At 68.9% G+C, this 20013-nt stretch carries 19 protein-coding genes and 1 pseudogene; 13 read left to right on the forward strand and 7 right to left on the reverse strand.

Translation table 11 applies throughout. From position 1 onward, the window contains the following. Window positions 1-44: 44 nt before the first annotated feature. Window positions 45-1037 (reverse strand): LacI family DNA-binding transcriptional regulator, encoded by a 993-nt coding sequence (locus MJQ72_RS06775; RefSeq protein ID WP_240601269.1) that lies wholly within the window; start codon window positions 1035-1037, stop codon window positions 45-47. Window positions 1038-1154: 117 nt separating this feature from the next. On the opposite strand from MJQ72_RS06775, the gene MJQ72_RS06780 reads away from it, so the two are divergent. The 5 genes from MJQ72_RS06780 to MJQ72_RS06800 are packed head-to-tail and all read left to right on the forward strand — an operon-like array spanning window position 1155 to window position 7603. After that, entirely contained in the window at window positions 1155-2084 is a 930-nt protein-coding gene (locus MJQ72_RS06780; RefSeq protein WP_240598266.1) for a carbohydrate ABC transporter permease, read from the forward strand. Then, entirely contained in the window at window positions 2084-2947 is an 864-nt protein-coding gene (locus tag MJQ72_RS06785; RefSeq protein WP_240598267.1) for a carbohydrate ABC transporter permease, read from the forward strand. Before MJQ72_RS06780 ends, MJQ72_RS06785 begins: the two co-directional genes overlap by 1 nt. A gap of 23 nt (window positions 2948-2970) precedes the next feature. After that, complete coding sequence (locus MJQ72_RS06790; RefSeq protein WP_240598268.1) at window positions 2971-4299, forward strand: sugar ABC transporter substrate-binding protein; 1329 nt, start codon at window positions 2971-2973, stop codon at window positions 4297-4299. Window positions 4300-4302: 3 nt separating this feature from the next. Further along, window positions 4303-5847: an alpha-N-arabinofuranosidase gene (locus MJQ72_RS06795; protein WP_240598269.1), complete on the forward strand. Its 1545-nt coding sequence runs from the start codon at window positions 4303-4305 to the stop codon at window positions 5845-5847. Further along, entirely contained in the window at window positions 5840-7603 is a 1764-nt protein-coding gene (locus tag MJQ72_RS06800) for a beta-galactosidase family protein (RefSeq protein WP_240598270.1), read from the forward strand. Before MJQ72_RS06795 ends, MJQ72_RS06800 begins: the two co-directional genes overlap by 8 nt. Window positions 7604-7750: 147 nt before the next feature. Here the strand turns inward: MJQ72_RS06800 and MJQ72_RS06805 are convergent, their stop codons facing one another. Then, window positions 7751-9481: a glycoside hydrolase family 6 protein gene (locus MJQ72_RS06805; RefSeq protein WP_315860837.1), complete on the reverse strand. Its 1731-nt coding sequence runs from the start codon at window positions 9479-9481 to the stop codon at window positions 7751-7753. A 231-nt stretch (window positions 9482-9712) separates the two neighbouring features. Here MJQ72_RS06805 and MJQ72_RS06810 point away from each other — a divergent pair, with 231 nt between their 5' ends. From MJQ72_RS06810 to MJQ72_RS06820, 3 genes and pseudogenes are all read left to right on the forward strand, one after another. After that, on the forward strand, window positions 9713-10390 hold the full coding sequence (locus MJQ72_RS06810) for a response regulator transcription factor (RefSeq protein ID WP_240598271.1): 678 nt from the start codon (window positions 9713-9715) through the stop codon (window positions 10388-10390). Beyond that, the gene (locus MJQ72_RS06815; protein WP_240598272.1) at window positions 10383-11777 is read left to right on the forward strand and encodes an ATP-binding protein; all 1395 of its coding nucleotides are present in this window, start codon (window positions 10383-10385) and stop codon (window positions 11775-11777) included. The genes MJQ72_RS06810 and MJQ72_RS06815 overlap by 8 nt, the downstream gene beginning before the upstream one ends. Window positions 11778-12016: 239 nt before the next feature. Continuing rightward, window positions 12017-12799: pseudogene (locus MJQ72_RS06820) on the forward strand (acyltransferase family protein); the annotation flags it as partial. 171 nt (window positions 12800-12970) lie between these two features. Here MJQ72_RS06820 and MJQ72_RS06825 read toward each other — a convergent pair. Then, a complete protein-coding gene (locus MJQ72_RS06825; RefSeq protein ID WP_240598273.1) occupies window positions 12971-14419 on the reverse strand; it encodes a DHA2 family efflux MFS transporter permease subunit in 1449 nt (482 codons plus the stop codon). A gap of 297 nt (window positions 14420-14716) precedes the next feature. On the opposite strand from MJQ72_RS06825, the gene MJQ72_RS06830 reads away from it, so the two are divergent. Both MJQ72_RS06830 and MJQ72_RS06835 read left to right on the forward strand, forming a co-directional pair. Beyond that, a complete protein-coding gene (locus tag MJQ72_RS06830; RefSeq protein WP_240601271.1) occupies window positions 14717-15490 on the forward strand; it encodes a maleylpyruvate isomerase N-terminal domain-containing protein in 774 nt (257 codons plus the stop codon). Between the two features lie 28 nt (window positions 15491-15518). Beyond that, entirely contained in the window at window positions 15519-16013 is a 495-nt protein-coding gene (locus MJQ72_RS06835) for a MarR family winged helix-turn-helix transcriptional regulator (protein WP_240598274.1), read from the forward strand. Here MJQ72_RS06835 and MJQ72_RS06840 read toward each other — a convergent pair. After that, window positions 16010-16609 (reverse strand): DUF6506 family protein, encoded by a 600-nt coding sequence (locus MJQ72_RS06840; protein ID WP_240598275.1) that lies wholly within the window; start codon window positions 16607-16609, stop codon window positions 16010-16012. The two genes, MJQ72_RS06835 and MJQ72_RS06840, sit on opposite strands and share 4 nt — an antisense overlap. 80 nt (window positions 16610-16689) lie before the next feature. Then, window positions 16690-17073 (reverse strand): helix-turn-helix domain-containing protein, encoded by a 384-nt coding sequence (locus MJQ72_RS06845; RefSeq protein ID WP_240598276.1) that lies wholly within the window; start codon window positions 17071-17073, stop codon window positions 16690-16692. A 97-nt stretch (window positions 17074-17170) separates the two neighbouring features. Here MJQ72_RS06845 and MJQ72_RS06850 point away from each other — a divergent pair, with 97 nt between their 5' ends. Further along, window positions 17171-17578 (forward strand): RidA family protein, encoded by a 408-nt coding sequence (locus MJQ72_RS06850; RefSeq protein ID WP_240598277.1) that lies wholly within the window; start codon window positions 17171-17173, stop codon window positions 17576-17578. Window positions 17579-17581: 3 nt separating this feature from the next. On the opposite strand, the gene MJQ72_RS06855 is transcribed toward MJQ72_RS06850, so the two are convergent. Further along, the gene (locus MJQ72_RS06855; protein WP_240598278.1) at window positions 17582-18061 is read right to left on the reverse strand and encodes a cupin domain-containing protein; all 480 of its coding nucleotides are present in this window, start codon (window positions 18059-18061) and stop codon (window positions 17582-17584) included. Between the two features lie 221 nt (window positions 18062-18282). Beyond that, the gene (locus tag MJQ72_RS06860; RefSeq protein WP_240598279.1) at window positions 18283-18714 is read right to left on the reverse strand and encodes a VOC family protein; all 432 of its coding nucleotides are present in this window, start codon (window positions 18712-18714) and stop codon (window positions 18283-18285) included. A gap of 102 nt (window positions 18715-18816) precedes the next feature. Between MJQ72_RS06860 and MJQ72_RS06865 the strand changes: the two genes are divergently transcribed. Both MJQ72_RS06865 and MJQ72_RS06870 read left to right on the forward strand, forming a co-directional pair. Then, window positions 18817-19473: a GntR family transcriptional regulator gene (locus tag MJQ72_RS06865; RefSeq protein ID WP_240598280.1), complete on the forward strand. Its 657-nt coding sequence runs from the start codon at window positions 18817-18819 to the stop codon at window positions 19471-19473. Window positions 19474-19475: 2 nt separating this feature from the next. After that, window positions 19476-19997, forward strand: coding sequence for a hypothetical protein (locus MJQ72_RS06870; protein ID WP_240598281.1), 522 nt, complete (start codon window positions 19476-19478; stop codon window positions 19995-19997). Window positions 19998-20013: the final 16 nt, after the last annotated feature.

Below are 20013 nucleotides of genomic sequence, written 5' to 3' on the forward strand. Positions count from 1 at the left end.
GGCGAAGGGCGCTTTCCCCGCATCGCATGCGGGGAAGGGCCCTTTCAGCCCTGGCCGCGAGCCGGGGGCGCGGTGCTGGAGCGGACGACGAGTTCGGTCGGGACGCTGATCGCCTCCGCCGCCCCCTCCTCGGACATCCCGGCCAGAAGTGCCGCGACGGCCCGCTTCCCGACCTCGTCGAACGACTGCCGGACCGTGGTGAGCGGCGGCCAGAAGTGGGCGGCCTCGTCCATGTCGTCGAAGCCGACGACGCTCACCTCGCCCGGAACGGACCGGCCCTTCTCATGGAGCGCTCGCAGCAGCCCGAGCGCCATCTGGTCGTTGGCGACGAAGACGGCGGTGACCGTGGGATCGCCCGCCAGCCGGACGCCGTGTTCGTACCCGGAGCGCGAAGACCAGTCGCCGGTGAGCGGCGGCGGCACCTCCCGCCCCGCGTCTTCGAGCGTCTCCTGCCACGATTTCCGGCGGCGTTCGGCCGCGTAGGACTCGGGCGGCCCGGCCACGTGCCAGACGGTCTCGTGGCCGAGGTCGAGGAGATGCCTGGTCGCGGCGATGGCGCCGGAGGCCTGGTCGAAGTCGACCACGGGATGGTCGCGCCGCCCGCCCGCGTCGATGACGACGACCGGGAGCCCGTGGGGCAGTTCGATCTCGCTCTGGTCCAGTTCGTGTTGCTCGATCAGGATGATGACGCCGTCGACGGCCTGTTCGTCCAGCCTGCTGAAGGCCCCCGACACCTCGCCTTGGGACGGCCTGGACACCGGCATGAGGACGATCGAGAACCCTTCGCGGGCCGCGGCGGAGGCGACGGCGTCGAGGGTCCGGCTGTTGCCGAACGTCGAGAGCGCGGAGATGATCACGCCGATACTGCGGAAGCGGCCGTTGCGCAGCGCGCGGGCGGCGCTGTTGGGCCGGTAGCCCACCCGGCGCATGGCGGCGAGCACTCGCTCGCGCGTCGCCTCGTCGACGTTCGACCTGCCGTTCGCGACGCGGGAGACGGTCTGGCCGGACACGCCGGCTTCCCTGGCGACGTCGGCCATCGAGGGCCCGCGGCCGCTTCTGGATATGTTCACGTCAACACGATAGCCTCCGCCGGTCTGATGTTGACGTAAACATCTCGCGAGCCGTGCCTTTCGCTCGGAGAATCCGGAGGGACGATGACGTCCACAGCGGTCGCGCCCACGCCGGCGCCGCCCCGCCGTGCGGCCACCGCGCGCCGCGCCCGCCGCGACTGGCGAGGCTGGCTCTTCGTCGCCCCGTTCATGCTGGTGTTCGCGCTGACTTTCCTGGCCCCGATCGGCTACGCGTTCGTCCTGAGCCTGTTCCGCGAACAGGCCTTCTTCGGGGGCACGACGTTCGTCGGGGTGGACAACTACGCGCAGGTGCTCGCCGACCCGAAGTTCTGGGACTCCTTCCAGCGGGTGCTGGTGTTCCTCGCCGTGCAGGTGCCGATCATGCTGGTGCTCGCGCTGATCGCGGCGCTGGCGATCGACAGCGCCAGGCTGCACGCCGCCGGCTTCTTCCGGGTCGTGATCTTCCTGCCCTACGCCGTCCCCGCCGTGGTCGCCGCGCTGATGTGGGGCTTCCTCTACGGCGACCACTTCGGGCTGGCCGCCGACCTGAACCACCTGCTCGGTCGCGACGTGGTGAAACCGTTGTCGGACAACTGGATGCTCGCTTCCATCGGCAACGTCGTCACCTGGGAGTTCGCCGGGTACAACATGCTCATCTTCTATTCCGCGCTGAAGGTGATCCCCAAGGAACAGTTCGAGGCCGCGGCGATCGACGGCGCCGGCGCCTTCCGCACCATCCTGAGCGTGAAGCTGCCCGCCCTGCGCGGGGCGATCGTCATCGCCACGATCTTCTCGATCATCGGCAGTTTCCAGCTGTTCAACGAGCCGAACATCATGCGCACCCTGGCGCCCAACGTGATCGGCACCTTCTACACGCCGAACATGTACGCCTACAACCTTTCCTTCGGCGCACAGCAGTACAACTACTCCGCCACCGTGGCGATCGTGATGGGTGTCATCACCGCGATCATCGCCTATGTCGTGCAGCTGCGCGGATCCCGGAAGGGGATGTGATGGCGACGTTCTCGGTGACCCGGCCACGGAAGTCGCGTGTCCTCACCGCCGTCATGGCGCTGTACCTGATCTACACGCTCGTGCCGTTGGTGTGGCTGGTGATCAACGCGACCAAGACACAGCCCGCCCTGTTCACCACGTCGGGGCTGGCGTTCGGCGGGCCGTTCGCGTTGTTCGACAACATCGGCGAGACCTTCACCTACGACAACGGGATCTTCCTGCGCTGGCTGGGGAACACGCTGCTCTACGTCGTCGCGGGCGCCGGGGGAGCGACGATCCTCGCCACCGCGGCCGGGTACGGCCTGGCGAAGTACCGCTTTCCCGGCCGTCGTGCGGTGTTCGCGGTCGTGCTCGGCGCGGTCGCGGTCCCCGGCACGGCGCTCGCGGTGCCGACGTTCCTGATGTTCAGCGAACTCGGCCTCACCAACACGCCGCTGGCGATCATCATCCCGTCGCTCATCAGCCCGTTCGGCCTGTACCTGATCTGGGTGTACGCCTCGGACGCGATCCCCGACGAGCTGCTGGAGGCGGCGCGGATCGACGGCGCGGGGGAGATCCGGATCTTCCTCACCGTGACGCTGCGCCAGCTGGCGCCGGGGATCGTCACGGTGGCCTTGTTCACCGTGGTGTCCACTTGGAACAACTATTTCCTGCCGCTGATCATGCTCAGCGAGCCGAAGTGGTATCCGCTCACCGTCGGGCTCAACCAATGGAGCGCGCAGGCCTCCGGGGCCGGCGCCCAGCCGGTCTACCACCTGGTGCTGACCGGCTCACTGCTCACCATCGTCCCGCTCGTCATCGCCTTCCTGCTGATGCAGCGCTACTGGCAGTCCGGCCTGAGCGCGGGCAGCGTCAAGCAATGAACACCGTCCCGAAAGGACATTCGATGTCGCGAATCCACAGACGCGTCAAGGCCGCCGTCGCCGTCACATTGGCCGCGGCACTGGCCGTCGGCTGTTCGTCCGGCTCGGACGGCCCGGCCGCCGGGTCACAGGACTCGGTCGACGCCGCGCTCAAGGCCGGCGGCACGATCACCTACTGGAGCTGGACGCCGTCCGCGAAGGACCAGGTCGCCGCGTTCGAGAAGGAGTTCCCGAACGTCAAGGTCAACTACGTCAACGCCGGTACCAACAAGGAGCAGTACACCAAGCTGCAGAACGCCATCAAGGCGGGCTCCGGGGCGCCGGACGTCGCGCAGATCGAGTACTACGCGTTGCCACAGTTCGCGCTGACCGACTCGCTGGCCAATCTCGACCAGTACGGTTTCGGGGCCTTCGAAAAGGACTACGCGCCTTCGACCTGGTCCAGCGTCCGGGTGAATAACGGCCTATACGGCCTCCCGCAGGACTCCGGCCCGATGGCGCTGTTCTACAACAAAGAAGTCTTCGACGCCCACGGTATCGCCGTGCCGAAGACCTGGGACGAGTACGTCGCCGCGGCGAAGAAGCTGCACACGGCCGACCCCGGCAAGTACCTCACCTCCGACACCGGCGATCCCGGCTTCGCCACCAGCATGATCTGGCAGGCGGGCGGGAAACCGTTCACCTCCGACGGCCGGAACGTCAAGGTCGACCTGGCCGACGCGGGCACCAAGAAGTGGACCGCCACCTGGAACCAGCTGGTCGAAGGCAAACTCCTCGCCCCGATCAAGGAGTGGTCCGACGACTGGTTCCGCGCGCTCGGCGACGGCACCATCGCGTCGCTGGTCACCGGTGCCTGGATGCCGGGCAACTTCAAATCCTCGGTCCCCGGCGGCGCGGGCAAATGGGCGGTGGCGCCGATGCCCACCTACGACGGGCAGCCGGTCACCGCGGAGAACGGCGGCAGCACGCAGTCGGTGCTGAAGCAGAGCGGCAACCCGGCCCTGGCGGCGGCGTTCGTCCGCTGGCTCAACCACGGCAACGGGGTCAAGCCGTTCATCGCCAGCGGTGGGTTCCCGGCGACGACGGCCGACCTGAACTCGCCCGCCTTCCTCGATCAGGCCGATCCCTACTTCGGCGGCCAGAAGATCAACCAGGTGCTCAACGACGCGTCGAAGAACGTCGCGAAGGGCTGGAGCTACCTGCCGTATCAGACCTACGCCAACAGTGTTTTCAGTGACACCGTCGGCAAGGCCTACCTCGGCGGCACCTCGCTCGACGCCGGACTGAACGCCTGGCAACAGGCGATCGTCGACTACGGCAACCAGCAGGGCTTCACCGTCAGCGCGGGGTGAGGCGTGGGCATCGAGATCGAAACCGACGTTTCCGACGTGATCGGACCGGTGCCGCGGCGGCTGTTCGGCTCGTTCGTCGAGCATATGGGCCGGTCCGTGTACACCGGGATCTTCGAACCAGGACACTCCACTTCGGACGGCCAGGGCTTCCGCGGCGACGTCCTCGGGCTGGTCCGCGAGCTGGGCCCGTCCGTCGTCCGCTATCCCGGCGGGAACTTCGTTTCCGCGTACCGCTGGGAGGACGGCGTCGGGCCGGTGGAAGACCGGCCCGTCCGGCTGGAGCCCGCGTGGCACAGCATCGAGTCGAATCGCTTCGGGCTGCACGAGTTCGCGGCGTGGGCGGAGGCCGCGGACGTCGAGGTGATGTACGCGGTCAACCTCGGCACCCGCGGCGTCCAGGAGGCCGCCGACGTCCTCGAGTACTGCAACCATCCCGGCGGAACGGAACTGAGCGAGCGGCGGCGCGCGAACGGCGCCGACCGTCCGTTCGGCTTCCGCCTGTGGTGTCTCGGCAACGAGATGGACGGGCCGTGGCAGGTCGGCCACAAGACCGCGGACGAGTACGGCCGCCTGGCCGCCGAGACCGCGCGTCTCATGCGGATGATCGATCCCGGCGTCGAGCTCGTGGTCGCGGGGAGCTCGAACAGTGAGATGCCGACGTTCGGCGAGTGGGAGCGCACCGTCCTGAAGCACACGGCGGGGCTCGTGGACCACATCTCCCTGCACGCCTACTACCAGGAACACGATGGCGACGTCGCCAGCTATCTCGCCAGCGCCGCCGCACTGGACGGCTACATCCGGACCGCCGGCGGGATCATCGACGACGTCCTGGCGAAGGCCGGGCTGGACAAGAAGATCGGCATCAGCGTCGACGAATGGAACGTCTGGGACCAGCGCCGCTGGAACGACTTTGAGCAGCAAGAACTGATCGACGGCGGCTGGCGCGAACATCCCCGGATCATCGAGGAGGACTACACCGTCACCGACGCGGTCGTCGTCGGCTCGCTGCTCGGCTCCCTACTGCGCAACGTCGACCGCGTCACGATGGCCAACCAGGCGCAGCTGGTGAACGTCATCGCGCCGATCCGGACCGAACCCGGTGGCCGCGTGTGGCGGCAGTCGACGTTCCACCCGTTCAGCCTCACGTCGGCACTCGCCGGGGGGAACAGCCTCCGGCTCACCGTCACGGGCGACACCGTCCACACCGGACTCCACGGCCGCGTGGACGTCGTCGACGCGGCGGTGACCTTCGACGAAGACGGCCGCTGCGCCGTGTTCCTCACCAATCGCGCGACCGCGTCCGAGACCGGCGTGCGGTTGCGCATCCGCGGCGCGCGGCTGGCCCTCGCCGACACCTGGACCGTCGCGGTCCCCGACGGACACGACCGTCATCTCACGAATTCCGCCGACGCGGAACCGGTCCGGCCCGTCCCGCTACCCGGCGCGACCGCCGGGCACGACCCGGAAGGAACCACCATCACCGTCACCCTCCCACCCCTTTCCTGGACCGCGTTCCGGCTGACCTCGGAGGTGGTCGTGGATGCCTGAGTTCGTCATCGGGGAGACCGACTTCCTGCTCGACGGGAAACCGTTCCAGATCATTTCCGGGGCACTGCACTACTTCCGTGTGCATCCCGACCTCTGGGCCGATCGCATCGACAAGGCCCGCCGCATGGGGCTCAACACCATCGAGACCTATGTCGCCTGGAACGCGCACTCGCCGGAGCCGGGCGAGTTCGACATCTCCGGCGGCCTCGACCTCGACCGTTTCCTCCGGCTGATCGCCGAGGCCGGGATGTACGCGATCGTCCGGCCCGGGCCGTACATCTGCGCGGAATGGGACAACGGCGGCCTGCCGACCTGGCTGCTGCGGGACCCCGAACTCCGCGTCCGCGAGTTCGAACCGCGCTACCTCGCCGCCGTCCGCGGCTACCTGGACGACGTGTACCGCGTGGTGGCGCCGCACCAGATCGACCGGGGCGGGCCGGTGCTGCTCGTCCAGATCGAGAACGAGTACGGCGCCTTCGGTTCCGACAAGCGGTATCTGGCCGCGCTGACCCACTACACCCGCGCCGCCGGGATCACCGTCCCGCTGACCACGGTGGATCAGCCGACCCACGAGATGTTGGCGAACGGCGGCCTCGACGGGGTGCTTCACCGGACGGCGTCGTTCGGCTCGCAGAGCGCGGCGCGGCTGAAGACCCTGCGTGAGCATCAGCCGACGGGGCCCTTGATGTGCAGCGAGTTCTGGAACGGCTGGTTCGACCATTGGGGCGCGCACCACCACACCACGTCGGTCGACGGCTCGGCGGCGGATCTCGACACGCTGCTCGCGGCCGGTGCCTCGGTGAACCTCTACATGTTCCACGGCGGCACCAACTTCGGTCTCACCAACGGGGCCAACGACAAGGGCGTGTACCAGCCGCTGGTCACCTCCTACGACTACGACGCCCCGCTCGACGAAGCGGGCGACCCGACACCGAAGTACCACGCCTTCCGCGAGGTGATCGCGCGCTACCACAAGGTCCCCGACAGCGTTCCGCCCGAGGCCCGGCCTGCCCCCACACCGGTCGCGGCCCTGGGCGACCCCGCGTGGCTGCTCGACTCGCCGCGCCGCTGGGGGACCGCGCGGGAATACGAGAACCTGCCCACCTTCGACGAACTGACCCCGGCCCCGCGCCTGGCTTTCCTGCGGACCACCATCGACGCGGGGGAGCCGGGTGTGCTCACCTTCTGCGAGGTGCGGGACCGGGCGACGGTGTTCTTCGACGGGGACCGCCTCGGCACCCTCCTCCGCGAGCATCACGATCGCGCGATCCGGCTGCCCAGGGCCCGCGGCGAACTCCTGGTCCTGGTGGAAGACCAGGGAAGGGTGAACTACGGGGAGCGGATCGGCGAGGCCAAGGGGATCGTCGGCGGCGCGCGCCTGCACGGTGAACCGCTGACGGGCTGGGAGGTCATCCCCATCGACGTCCCCACGCTTCCGGATCTCCTGCCCGAGGTCTCCGCGGACGCACGCCCGGCGGGACCGTTGTCCGGACCGGTGGCCGTGCGGGGCGGATTCGCTCTCGACGAGCCCGCCGACCTCTTCCTGGACACCGGGCACTGGGGCAAGGGGATGGTCTGGATCAACGGGTTCCTGCTCGGCCGCTACTGGCGGCGCGGTCCACAAAGGACGCTGTACGTGCCGCGGCCGGTGGTCCGGGCCGGGCACAACGATCTCGTCGTGCTGGAGCTGGACACGATGCTCGAAGCCGAGGCGAGGTTCGTGCCCAGGCCGCTGCTGGGGCATACGGAGGCTTGAGCCTCGCGGGCGGCACGGAGGGACCGCCCACCCCGCCACCGCCTTGCCGGGACTGTGGGTGGCGATCCTGAAGGTCCGTGAGGGCCTCCTTCCCTACCTTCAGGGTAGGCAAGGAGGCCCTCACGGACTTGCGACGACCGCGGTCACCTACAGAGCCGGGTACGCGTTCTTCAGCAGCTCCTGGAACTGTGCGGAGAACCAGTGCCCGGAAAGCGGCGCGTCGGGCAGGGCGCCGGACATGTTGTACTGGTTCCGCGGGTTGCCGGTGTACGTCGGGTCGCACATCCGGTCGAAACCCTTGCCCTCGGTGTTCGGGATCTCCTTGCTGGCACCGTCGGATTCACCCGGCGGCTTGATCCAGACGTAGGCGTCGATCCCGGCTTCCGGCGCGGCCTTGGGTCGTTCGCCGAGCCCGGCGCCCGCCTGGTTGCACCAGTTGCCGAGATGGATCCGCCGATCGGTCTTGCCGCCGTTCACGTAGGCGTCGACGGTGGTGGACGGTCCGGGGCCGGAGGGCCGCGCGGTGCCGCCCCAGCCGTTGCGCGAGGTGTCGATGAGCATCCCGACGTCCGCCGGGAAGCCCGCCCGGATCGCCTCCTGCCGGAACGCCTGGGCGTAGGAGAGTTCGTCGACGTAGCGGTTCCAGTCGATCCACTTCGACGTCCGCACCGAAGTCCCGCCGACAGTGTCGTTCACAGTGAAGTACGGCTCCCTGAGCGCGCCGTAGTTCGCGGTGTTCGCGATGAATCCGTGCACGTTGGCCAGTGTGCTGCCGGAACTCTTCGCGGCCTGCGCGAAAAGCGCCGCGGACGGGCCGAGGTTGTCGTCCCAGCCGAGCCAGCCGTGGTGCCCGGCGTCGATGTAGTTGTACACGTTGGGGATCGCGCCGAACTTCGCCAGCGCGTAGCCGACACCGGTGACGTAGTTCCCGTTGGCTTTCATGACGTCGCATTGGGGGGTGGCCGTCGGCCGGGGTGTCACGTTGGTGACGAGGTTCGGCAGCGAGTCGATCTCGATCACGGTCACCACCCGCAGCGACGCGTACTTCGGATCGGCGAGGATGCCGGCGATGGGGTCGATGTACTCGGCCTGGTAGCGCGGGAGTTCGTCCGCCTTCAGTTCTCCGTTCGACGCGAGTGCCGAGCAGTCCCGTCCGGGCAGGTTGTAGATCACCAGCTGCACGACCAGCGGTTTCCCGGCCGCTTGCTGGAGCGCTCCGTCGAGATGCGCGCGCAGCCCGCGGCTCGTGCTCGTGCCCTCGATGGCGGCGATCCGGTCGAGCCAGACGCCGGTCGGCTGGTTCGCGATCCGGGAGCCGCCGGGTTCGGCAGCGGCCTTCGCCGACCAGTCCGGGTTCACGTACACGCCGGCGCCGGCGTAGGGGTTGTCCGCCTTCGGGCCGCCCGGGCCCGGCGTCGTGGTCGTCGTCGTGGGTGACGTCGTGGTGGTGGGGACGGTGGAACCGGTGCAGGTGGTGCCGTTCAAGGTGAAGACGGCGGGTTTCCCGTTGGTGCCGGAATGGCTTCCGTTGAAGCCGGGGGAGACGGTGGCGCCGGTGCCGATCGAACCGTTCCACCCGGCGTCGCGGACCGTCACCCGGGTGCCTTGCTGGGCGAAAGTGCCGTTCCAGCCCTGTTGGACCTGCTGATCTCCCGGGAAGTCCCAGCTCAGCGTCCAGCCGCCGCTGATCGGGTCGCCGAGGTTGGTGACGGTCAGGGTGGCCCCGAACCCGGTGTCCCATTGGTTGGTGATCGTGTAGTCGACCTTGCAGCCCGGCGCCGCTTCGGCGCTCGAGCCCAGCACCACCGGCACCGCCACCATCGCGAGTGTCGCGCCGACGGCCAATGGTGCCGTAGCACCCTTTCTGCGGAATCTCATACGTCGCCTCCTTGCGACCGGAATCCGATTTATGGGAGCGCTCCCACCGAGGACCGTAAAGGGGCGGGCCGATCGTGACAAGGCCGGTCGAACCGCATTGTGGAATCGCTCCCAGAAAGCGGCCGAAGGAGTGAATCTCCCGCCGGGAGGTTCGTCCTGACGGCGGCGCGGCCTTCACCCGGACAGCGGGCGGTGACCGAATGTGGCCGGGCCGTATGGGATCGTGAGCGGATGAGGATCTTGCTCGTGGAGGACGAGCGACGCCTGGCCGAGTCGCTCCGGGCGGGATTGAGCGCCGAGGGTTACGCCGTGGACGTCGCGCACAACGGCCGCGACGCGCTCTGGTACGCCGCCGAACATCCGTACGCCGCGATGATCCTCGACATCATGCTGCCCGGGCTGAACGGGTACCGCGTGTGCCGGAGGCTGCGCGAACGCGGCGACACCACCCCGATCCTCATGCTGACCGCGAAGGACGGCGAGGACGACGAGATCGAGGCGCTCGACACCGGCGCCGACGATTTCCTCCCGAAGCCGTTCTCCTACGGTGTGCTGCTCTCCCGGTTGCGGGCGCTGATCCGGCGCGGGGGAGCGATCCGGCCGGGCACACTGCGGCTCGGCGACCTCGAACTGGACCAGGCGAGTCACACCTGCCGTCGTGGCACCGCCGAGATCCCGTTGACCACCAAGGAGTTCGCGCTGCTGGCGTATCTGATGAAGCGGCAGGGCCAGGTGGTCACCAAGGCGGAGCTGCTGGAGAACCTGTGGGATTTCGCGGCGTCGGCGACCGCGAACCTGGTGGAGGTCCACGTGAGCGCGTTGCGGCGGAAGATCGATCTGCCGTTCGGCGCGGAGACGATCCGGACGGTGCGCGGCGCCGGCTACCACGTGGTGGGCTCGGGTGCCTAAAGCGTGGAAATCGACCCGCTTCCGGGTCGCGCTGACGTCGTTCGTGACGTCGCTTGTCGCGCTCGGCGTCGTGTCGGCCTGGCTGGTGATCGACGCCCAGAACCGGCTGGGGGCGGGCGCCGTGCAGGTGGCCAGGGCGCGCGCGGCCGCGATCGTGCAGTTGCTGAACAACGGCGCCGCACCGGCCGATCTGCTCCTGCTCGTCCGGGACTCGGCCTACGAGGTGGTCGACCAGTCGGGCAAACGCGTCATCGGTTGCCCCGGTCTGCGGCACGGTCTGCTCGTTCAAGCGGACAGCTACCAGCAGGGGGACTCCGTGTCGGTTCTCGAGGCCGGTGCGGTCGACGAGGCGATGGCGGGATCGGTCGGCTGCCGGGGAGTGCTCGGCCGGGATGTCGAGACCACCGAAACACGGGTGCACGTCGCGGCCGACACGAGCGGGGACAGCAGGTACCGGATCTATGGCGCCGCCGTCGTCGACGAGTCCGGGCAGGCCGCGCTGGACTCGGTGCGCGTGACGCTGCTGGCGGGTGTCCCGGTGATCGCGCTGCTGATCGGGGCGATCGCGTGGTTCGCGGTCCGCCGGTCGCTGCGCCCCGTCGAGGCGATCCGCTCCGAGGTCGCGGAGATCGGCGCGCACGACCTCTCGCGCCGGGTCCCGGCCCCGGACAGTGCCGACGAGATCGCGAAGCTCGCCGAAACGATGAACACGATGCTCGCGCGCCTGGACACCGCGGTCACCCGGCAGAGCCGGTTCACCTCGGACGCGTCGCACGAACTGCGGACTCCGTTGGCGTCTTTGCGGACTCAGCTGGAGGTGTTGCTCGCCCATCCGGACCGGCTGGACTGGCGCGACGCCTGCCGCAACGCACTCCTCGACATCACGCGGCTGCAGGACCTGGTCGGCGACCTCGTCCTGCTCGGCAAGCTGGACAACGCGGAACCGGAACGGTCCACGCCGGTGCGACTGTCCGAAGTGGTCGAATCCTGCCTGTCCGGCCGGCAGGGCGTCCGCGCCGAGATCGAGGAGGATCCGACGGTCCTCGGCGACCGCGGCAGGCTGGAACGGCTGCTGCGGAATCTGGTGGACAACGCGCAACGCCATGCCAGGACCGGCGTCGAGGTCCGGGTGTCCATTGTGGACGATTTCGCCGTGGTGGCGGTGACCGACGACGGACCCGGTATCCCCGCGGCGGACCGCGAGCGGGTGTTCGACCGCTTCGTGCGGCTGGACGACGGGCGTGCGCGTGACGAAGGCGGCGCCGGCCTCGGGCTGGCGATCGTGGCCGAGATCGCCCAGACGCACGGGGGCACCGTCGAGGTCGCGGAGCACGACGGCGGCGCGCGTCTCGTCGTCCGCCTGCCGTTGGCGGAAGCGCGAAGCTGAAGACGTCTTCAGCTTCCTTAAGCTTCGGTTCAGCGTCCGAGCCCGAACCTTCGGGCCATGTTCGCTTCTTCGCTCCGCTCGTGGTGGCGTCCCCTCGGCCACGCCGACTACCTGGCCTCGTCGTGGTTCCCCGGTCTCACCGGCGTGCGTGCGCTCGCCGCCGTGGCCGTGGTGTTCTTCCACTACGGGGTCCTGTCGTGGACCGCCTCCAGGGCTGGATCGCCGTCCAGTTGTTCTTCGTGCTGTCCGGGTTCCTCATCACGACGCTGGCGTTGCGCGAGGAGGACCGTGACGGCCGGATCTCGCTGCGCGGGTTCTACCTGCGGCGGGTCTTCCGGATCATGCCGGTGTACTTCCTGCTCCTGGCGCTGACCACGGTCGCGGTGACGCTCGGCGGGACCTATCGGAGCAGCAGGCTCGCCGACGCCATGCCGTACTACCTCGTCTTCGGCAACGAACTCGTCGACTTCAACACCCCTTATCCGACCTCGTGGTCGCTGGGGGTGGAGGAGAAGTTCTACCTGGTGTGGCCGGCGTTGCTGGTGCTGACGTCGTTCGCGCGAAGCGGGAAGACCGCGTTGCGCCTGCTGCTGGGCGCGTCGGCCGTCCTCGGTGTGGTGCTGTTCGCGTTGCCGCTGGCACCGTCGCACACCTGGGCGAGCCTTTCGGTGCACTACTGCTCGCTGGTCGTCGGCTGCCTCCTGGCGATGACGCTCCACCATCCGCGCGGGTTCGCCCTGCTCCGGCCGTTGACCGGTCCGGCCGTCGCCACGGTGATCGGCTGCGGGTTCGTCGTGCTGCAGTTCTCCGTCGGCCCGCTGGGCAAGGCATTGGGCGGGCATTGGCAGTTCGTGGTCCCGGTCTACGCGGCGGGCTCGGCATTGCTGCTCGTGGCCGTCGTCTCGCCGGGCCCGGTGCGGGCACTGCTCTCGAGCAGGCCGATGACGTTCGTCGGGGATCGTTCGTACGCGCTTTACCTCGCCCAGACCGGTGCCGCCGGGGTCACGGGATGGTTGCTGCCCACCGGGCTCGCCAAGGCCGCCGCGACCACCGGTGTCGCCTTGGTGTTCGCCTGCGCGCTGCGCCGCTGGGTCGAGCTGCCCGCCATCGCTTACGGCAGGAAGGTGCTCGAACGACGCGCGCCCGCCGAGCCTCCGGTGGAGGCCGCGGCGGGCGCGCGGGGAAGCGGTGGATCAGTGGTGAGCGGCCACCGGGGTGCCTCCGGCGCTCTTCTTGACGAACAGCGAACCGAGGAACGCGGCCAGCCCGACGCAACCGGCGACCATGAAGGTGGTGCGGATACCCGCCGAGTCGGGGCTGGTCGCCCCGGCCGTGGTCGTGCTCGCCGTGGCCACCGCGATGAACACGGCGGTGCCGAGCGCGCCGGCGAGCTGCTGCAGGGTGGCGAGGATCGCGCTGCCATGTGAATAGAGGTGCTCGGGCAGCGACCCGAGCGACTCGGTCATCAGCGGGGTCATCATCAGGCCGAGCCCGCCCATCAGGAGGACGTGGATGGCGATGGCGGCGATCAGCGGCGAGTCGGGGCCCAGCAGCGCGAAGAGCCACAGCGAGACCGCCATCGCGGCCGCGCCGGGGATGACCAGCGGCCGGGGGCCGAAGCGGTCGTACAACGCGCCGACCGGACGGCCGAGCAGCCCGAGGACCAGGCCGCCGGGGAGCACCGCGAGCCCGCTGACGAACGTGCTGGTGCGCAGGACGGTCTGCAGGTACAGCGGAAGCAGGATCGCCGCGGCGCCGAGCAGGCACATGAACAGCAGCGCCGTCAGCACCAGCGAGACGACGAAGCTGCGGTGGGTGAACGGGCGCAGGTCCAGCAGCGCGCGATCTTCCTTCTGCAGGCGCAACTGGCGCCAGGTGAACACCGCGAGCGCCGCGGCCCCGACGGCGATCGGAACCCACGGCGGCACCGGCTGATGCCCTCCGGCGGACTCGCCGGACACGGACAGGCCGTACAGCACGCCGCCGAAACCGACGGCGGACAGGACCACCGACAGCACGTCCAGCGGAACCTTGCGGGTGTCGCTCTCCAGCCGCAGCTGCAGCATGCCGACCACCAGGGCGGCGATCGCGAGCGGCAGCACGATCCAGAACATCCAGCGCCAGCCGAGCGAGGAGAGCACGGCACCGCCGATGGTCGGGCCGATCGCCGGGGCGACCGCGATGACGATGGTGATCGTGCCCATCGTGGCGCCGCGTTTCTCGACCGGGACCAGGCGCATCACCGTGGTCATCAGCAGCGGCAGCATCACGGCCGTGCCGCAGGCCTGGATGACCCGGCCGGTCAGCAGGAGCGCGAAGCCCGGGGCGAGCGCGCTGACCAGGGTGCCGGTGCTGAACAGCGTCAGCGAGGCGAGGAAGACCTGGCGCGGGGTGAACCGTTCGAGCAGGAACCCGGTGGTCGGGATGACGACCGCCATGGTCAGCAGGAAGCCGCTGGTCAGCCATTGGACGGTGGTGGTCGGGACCTTGAGGTCGACGGTCAGGTCACGCAGCGCGACGCTCAGGATGGTCTCGTTGAGGATCATCACGAACGCGGAAAGGACCAGGACCCCGATCAGGAGCCCGGCTTTCGCCGGTGCCCGTTCCTGGTCGTGGGTGGTTTCGGGCAGGGTCTCGGTCATCAGTGAAGGGCTCCTGGAAGGGCGCGGGTCCGCGTGGGCCGCCTTCGGCGACGGCAACGGTGACAGCGAAGGCGAGGGAATTCGCCCTTCAGTCTGCCTGTGCCGGTCGGTGCGTGTCACGTGAATTTCCGTAGTGAGTACGGTCACTGCCCCTTCGGGCGGCTCCGGACCGCACGTCAGCGGAACGGATTTTCCGTGGTGGCACGATAAAATCGGCACGTGACCAGAGCGATCACGGCGGATCGATGGCAATCGGTGCGGCGAGCCTATCGGGTGACGGGTGCGCGATTCGCGGAAATGGTGGGCCGCGCCCCGGATCCGTCCGCGATGGTCACCGCGGACTGGACGGTGGCCGAAACGGTCGCCCACGTCGCGATGATCGCGAAGATGTACACGTCGCTGGTACGCCCGGACGGTGCCCCGGTGCTGGACGCCCGCGGGCAGAGCCAGATCGAGAAGACCACTGTGGACACGGTTTCCGTGTTGAACGGCTTGGTGCTGGGGGACTTTCCGGAACGCGATCTCGGCGTGCTGGTGACCGGATTGCTCGCGGACATCGAAGAAGTACTGCGCGTGACCGAGGACGCCGACCCGGCGACCTCGCTGGACTGGCTCGGTGGCTCGAAGGTGCCGCTTGCCGGTGTGCTGGCCCACCTGGTCAACGAATTGCAGATCCACGGCTGGGACATCGCCAAGGCGGTGAAGCTGCCGTGGACGATCCCGCCCGCGGACGCGGCGTTGTTCTTCGATCTCTTCCTGGTCGGTGTGCTGAGCCATGACGTCGGGAACCTCCTCGACACCGAAGAGCCGCCACGAGAACGACGGATCGCCGTGGGGTTCCGGTCGGCGTACACGTCCCCGGTCGTGCTGGTGCTGCATCGGGGACGGGTGACCGTCGAGGAGCCGGGAGGCCCGGTCGACGCGCGGATCTCGTTCGACCCGCCGTCGCTGAACCTGATGCTGTTCCACCGGGTCGGCAAGGTGCGTTCCGCGCTGACGGGCAAGATCGTCGTCAGTGGTCCGCGCCCGTGGCTGTTGCCCGCCTTCCTGCGTGTCGTGCGCCTGCCCTGATATCCGGGCGAACGGCTACGCTTTCGCGGTGCCGAAGGATTCCATCGACCGCATGGTCGACGAGTGGGCCGCCAGCGACGGCGCGCTCGACGTCGGCGCCCTGCAGGTGGTCGGCCGGCTGTTCCGCACCGCCGGGCACGGCCAGGCGGCCGTCGTCGAGGCGCTTCGGCCGTTCGGCCTGAGCTATGCCGACTTCGACGTCCTCAACACCCTCCGGCGTCGCGGCGACCCCGGCGGGACGCATCCGCGGGATCTGGCGGAGACGGCGCTGATCACCTCCGGCGCGATGACCGCGAGGCTCGACCGGCTGGAGCGGAGCGGTCTGGTGAAGCGCCACTCCGATCCCGAGGATCGCCGCGCGGTCCGGATCCGGCTCACCAAGGCCGGGACGGACCTCGCGGCGAAGGCGCTGGACGCCGTCCTCGTCGCCGACGAAGACATCCTGTCTCCGCTCAGCCCGGCGCAACGGCGGACGCTGGCGGCCCTGCTGAAGAAGCTCCTTCTGCACGCCGAAACGGGCTAGACGCCTTCCGCTTCGAATTCCGCCTTGTACGCGGCCGCGCGCTCGATCGAGTCGACCGGCCAGGCGACCAGGCTCACCGGCACCCGGTCGCCGACCGCCGCCGCGACGTCGCGCGCCACGGTCAGCGAGGTGCCGCCACAGATCTCGATCGCCCCGGTCCCGGCGTCGGCCAGCTCGCGGGCGACCCGGACCGCGGTGGGCGAGTCCGGCACCGAGACCACCGTCGTCCTGCCGCCGCTCGCGTGCTCGCGGACCAGGCGGTGCTTGGCCGGATCGGCGCTCGGATGCCCGACGAAGACGGTGGCGGAATCACGGATCGGTCGCGGAGCGGGCGTCCCGTACCCGGCGACGCCGACCGCGGCCCGGCCATCGACGGCCTCGATGACCTGTGCGGCCGAGCCGAGGTCGAAGCCGCGGTACAGCTCCATCAGCCGGGCGCCCGCGGCGACCGCCTCGGACGCCACCTTCGCGGCGGCGGCGCCGTCCGGAACCCAGACGAGCAGAGCCTCCGCGTCGCCGAGGTCCTTTACCACCCGGTCGGTCTCGGGGTCGGAACCCGGCTCGAGAAAGAGGAACAGATCGATGTTCTCGCTCATGACACCCACCCAGTTAGCTTGCCATTGAACTACTTGATGCCAAGGTCAACCGGGCGGACGTGCCGGGTATTCCGGAACGCTCAGGCGGGAGCGTCGAACCGGCGGCGCGAGTCTTCGATGTGGCCGAGGAACCGGTGGGTCCAGTCGCACATCCCGTCGACCGTCGCGCGCAGGCCGTGGCCCGCCTCGGTGAGGGTGTAGTCGACACGCGGCGGGACCGTCGGATGCACCGTCCGCTCGATCAGGCCGTTGCGTTCCAGCATGCGCAGGTTCTGGGTGAGCATCTTGTGGCTGATGCCTTCGATGTCGTTCCGCAGTTCGGTGAACCGCCGGGTGCCGTCGCCGACCGTCTCGATGATCAGGAGCGCCCACTTGTTGGCGACGTCGGAGAAGATCTCCCGCGCCAGTGAGTCCGCTCGCAGGAGATCGGCGTCGTCCGAACCGTTGAGCTGCTTGGTCACCATCAGGTTCCCCAGTCACGAAAAAGTGCGTTCTTCCAGGTCGTCGCACACTCTCCTACAGTTCCTGGGTAACCACAAGTGACCACGACGAGGAGTACGGATGAGCATCACCCTGGTGAATCCCGCGGGACTGCCGGAGATCCCCGCCTATCGGCAGGTGTCGATCGCGACCGGGTCGAAGCTGGTCTTCATCGCGGGACAGGTCTCCTGGGACGCCGACGGCGCCGTTGTCGGCGAAGGTGACCTCGCCGCCCAGGTCGAGCAGTGCTACCTGAACGTCGGCACCGCGCTCGCCGCGGCCGGCGCCACCTTCGCCGACGTCGCGAAGATGACCGTCTACGTCGTCGACTGGACGCCGGACAAACTCGCGTTGTTCCTCGAAGGCGTGGACCGGGCCGCCGCGAAGCTGGGTGGCACCCCGGTCCCGCCGGGAACGCTGATCGGCGTCGCGGCCCTCGACGTGCCCGAGCACCTCGTCGAGGTCGAGGCGACCGCGGTCATCGACTGACGCTCACTGACCGCGCGCGGCGCGCCAGACCGGGCTGTCGACGTAGTGGTTGTCGTACTGCTTCGAGGACGCCGCGATCTCCGAGGGGTCCGCTTCGCCGCGCGCGACCCGGTCGAGGAGGCGGTAGTAGTCGAAGCGGGCCATGCCCGGCGTGAAGGTGACCAGGACGTCCGCGTCCGATCCGGCGGCGGGCCCGAACGCGTGCGGCACCTTGGGCGGCACGGCGAGGAAATCGCCCTTCTCCAGGGTGTGCAGGGTCTCCTCGACGAGGACCTGGAGTTTTCCTTCGAGTACGAAGAAGAACTCGGTCGCGCGGGTGTGGAAGTGGGCCGGGGTGCCGAAGACGCCGTCCTTCAGGGTCGCGCGGTTCGCGGTGAAGCCCCCGTCGGTGGTGTCCGAGTCGGCCAGCAGCGTGATTTCGCTGCCCGGCGCGTCGCTGACGATCTCGGCGTCGGCGGCCCGGAGGAGGATGGGGTCGAACATGGTGGCGTCTCCTTGGTTCTCTGTTCAGCAGGCTCGCTGACAGGACAAGGTTCTCCCGTCGCCGGACGTTGATCAATGTGGAAAGCCGCACAGATCGATAATGTGGGGGTTATCGATCTGTACGGCTGTTGGCGCCCTCCTGGCGCTTGCCGAAGTCCGTGAAGGCCTCCTTGAGGGACTCTGGGTCCCTCAAGGAGGCCTTCACGGACTCGGGGCCGACGTCAGGCGGCGAAGACCTGCGAGTCGTCGGCGAAAGCCTTGAACTCCAGAGCGTTGCCCGCCGGGTCCAGCAGGAACATCGTCCACTGTTCACCGGTCTGCCCTTCGAAGCGGACGTAGGGCTCGATGACGAACGAGGTGTCCGCGGCGCGCAGCCGGTCCGCGAGCTTCTGGAACTCCGGGACGGTGAGGATCAGCCCGAAGTGGGGGACGGGCACGTCGTGACCGTCGACGGGGTTGTGGATCCGCTGTGGCCGCTCCGGGGCGAGGTGTGTGACGAACTGGTGGCCGTGGAGGTTCCAGTCGATCCACGTGTCGGAGCTGCGGCCCTGGTCGAGGCCGAGCACTTCGCCGTAGAAGGTGCGCGCGGCGGCCAGGTCGTCGACGGGCATGGCGAGGTGGAAGCGAGGGATGGGGGAGTCGAGGACGGTCATACCCAAGGGATCCTTTCCGGCGGGACGAGCACTTGTCGCAATGTTAACATTAGGACAAAGTGGCGGATCGCTACGATCGGGCGTTCCGGCGGAAGGATGAGGATGAGCGAACCCGGCAGGGTGGTGCCGGCGCGTCGTCGCGGGCTGGCGGACGAGGTCGCGGACAGGGTCAGGGACGCCATCTTCGGCGGCGCCTATCCGCCCGGCGCGCAGCTGCGCGAAGTCGAGCTTTCGGCGGCGCTCGGCGTCAGCCGCGGCCCGGTGCGCGAGGCGCTGCTGAAACTGGAGCGCGAAGGCTTGGTCCGCAGCGAATGGCATCGCGGCGCGATCGTCACGACGCTGTCCGATGTGGACGTCGCGGAACTCGACAGCCTGCGCTCGGCGCTCGAACAGCTGGCCGTCCGGCTCGTGGTCGCGAACGCGTCCGACACGGACCTGTCCGCGATCGACGAAATCGTCGACCGGATGGACCGCGCGCGCGACGAGCATGAGATGGTCCGCTGCGACATCGACTTCCACGACGCGGTCTACGCCGCGTCCGGGCATCGGCGGCTCGTCGAGGCGTGGCAGGCGATCCGGTCCCAGGTGTACCTGTTCCTGCTGACGCGGATCGGCGTGAGCTCCGACGGCTACCTCACGAGCATCCCGGCCGAGCATCGACGGCTGGCCTCCGCGCTTCGTGCTCGTGACGGTGAGAAGGCGCTCGAACTGTTCGCCGTCCACCGCGGCGAGGCCTTCGACGTGCTGACCGGGAACTGACCGTGCTCAACATCCGGTTCAACGACCTGGCCGCTGCCGCGCTCGGCTCCTTGTCCGCAGTGATACCGCTCGACCGGCTGGCGCCGGGGCTGAAGGAGATGATCGCCGGCGGCGTCGAGCTTGCCGGTGAAGTGGTCACGCTCGGAGGCATCCCCGCTTGGGCGGGACGGCCGCCGGGAAGGCAGGCGGACCTGACCGGCTGGGAGTGCTTCGTCAGCAGCTTCCATCTCGAAGACCATCTGCCGATCGAAGCGGGAAGTCTGCCTGACGGCGAACCGGTGATCTCCGAAGCGGATCAGATCCTGATGCTGCGTCACGGCCTCGGGTTCGCGCTCGAGATCGCCAGGGCGGCGCCGGTCCCCGTTCGGTGCGTCGTCGGCGCCAACAGCACGAACGGGACGTTCCGGTTCCACCGTGCCCGGCAAGGGGAGTCCTGGCTTCACGCCGATCTCGACGGCTATCGTCTGGAGAAGATGATCGTCGTCGATCGCGGCCCCGCGTCCCTGGGTGGAACCCCCTGGTGAACGATACGGTGCCGAG

This window comes from Amycolatopsis sp. EV170708-02-1 (assembly GCF_022479115.1).
In the GTDB taxonomy this organism is placed as follows: domain Bacteria; phylum Actinomycetota; class Actinomycetes; order Mycobacteriales; family Pseudonocardiaceae; genus Amycolatopsis.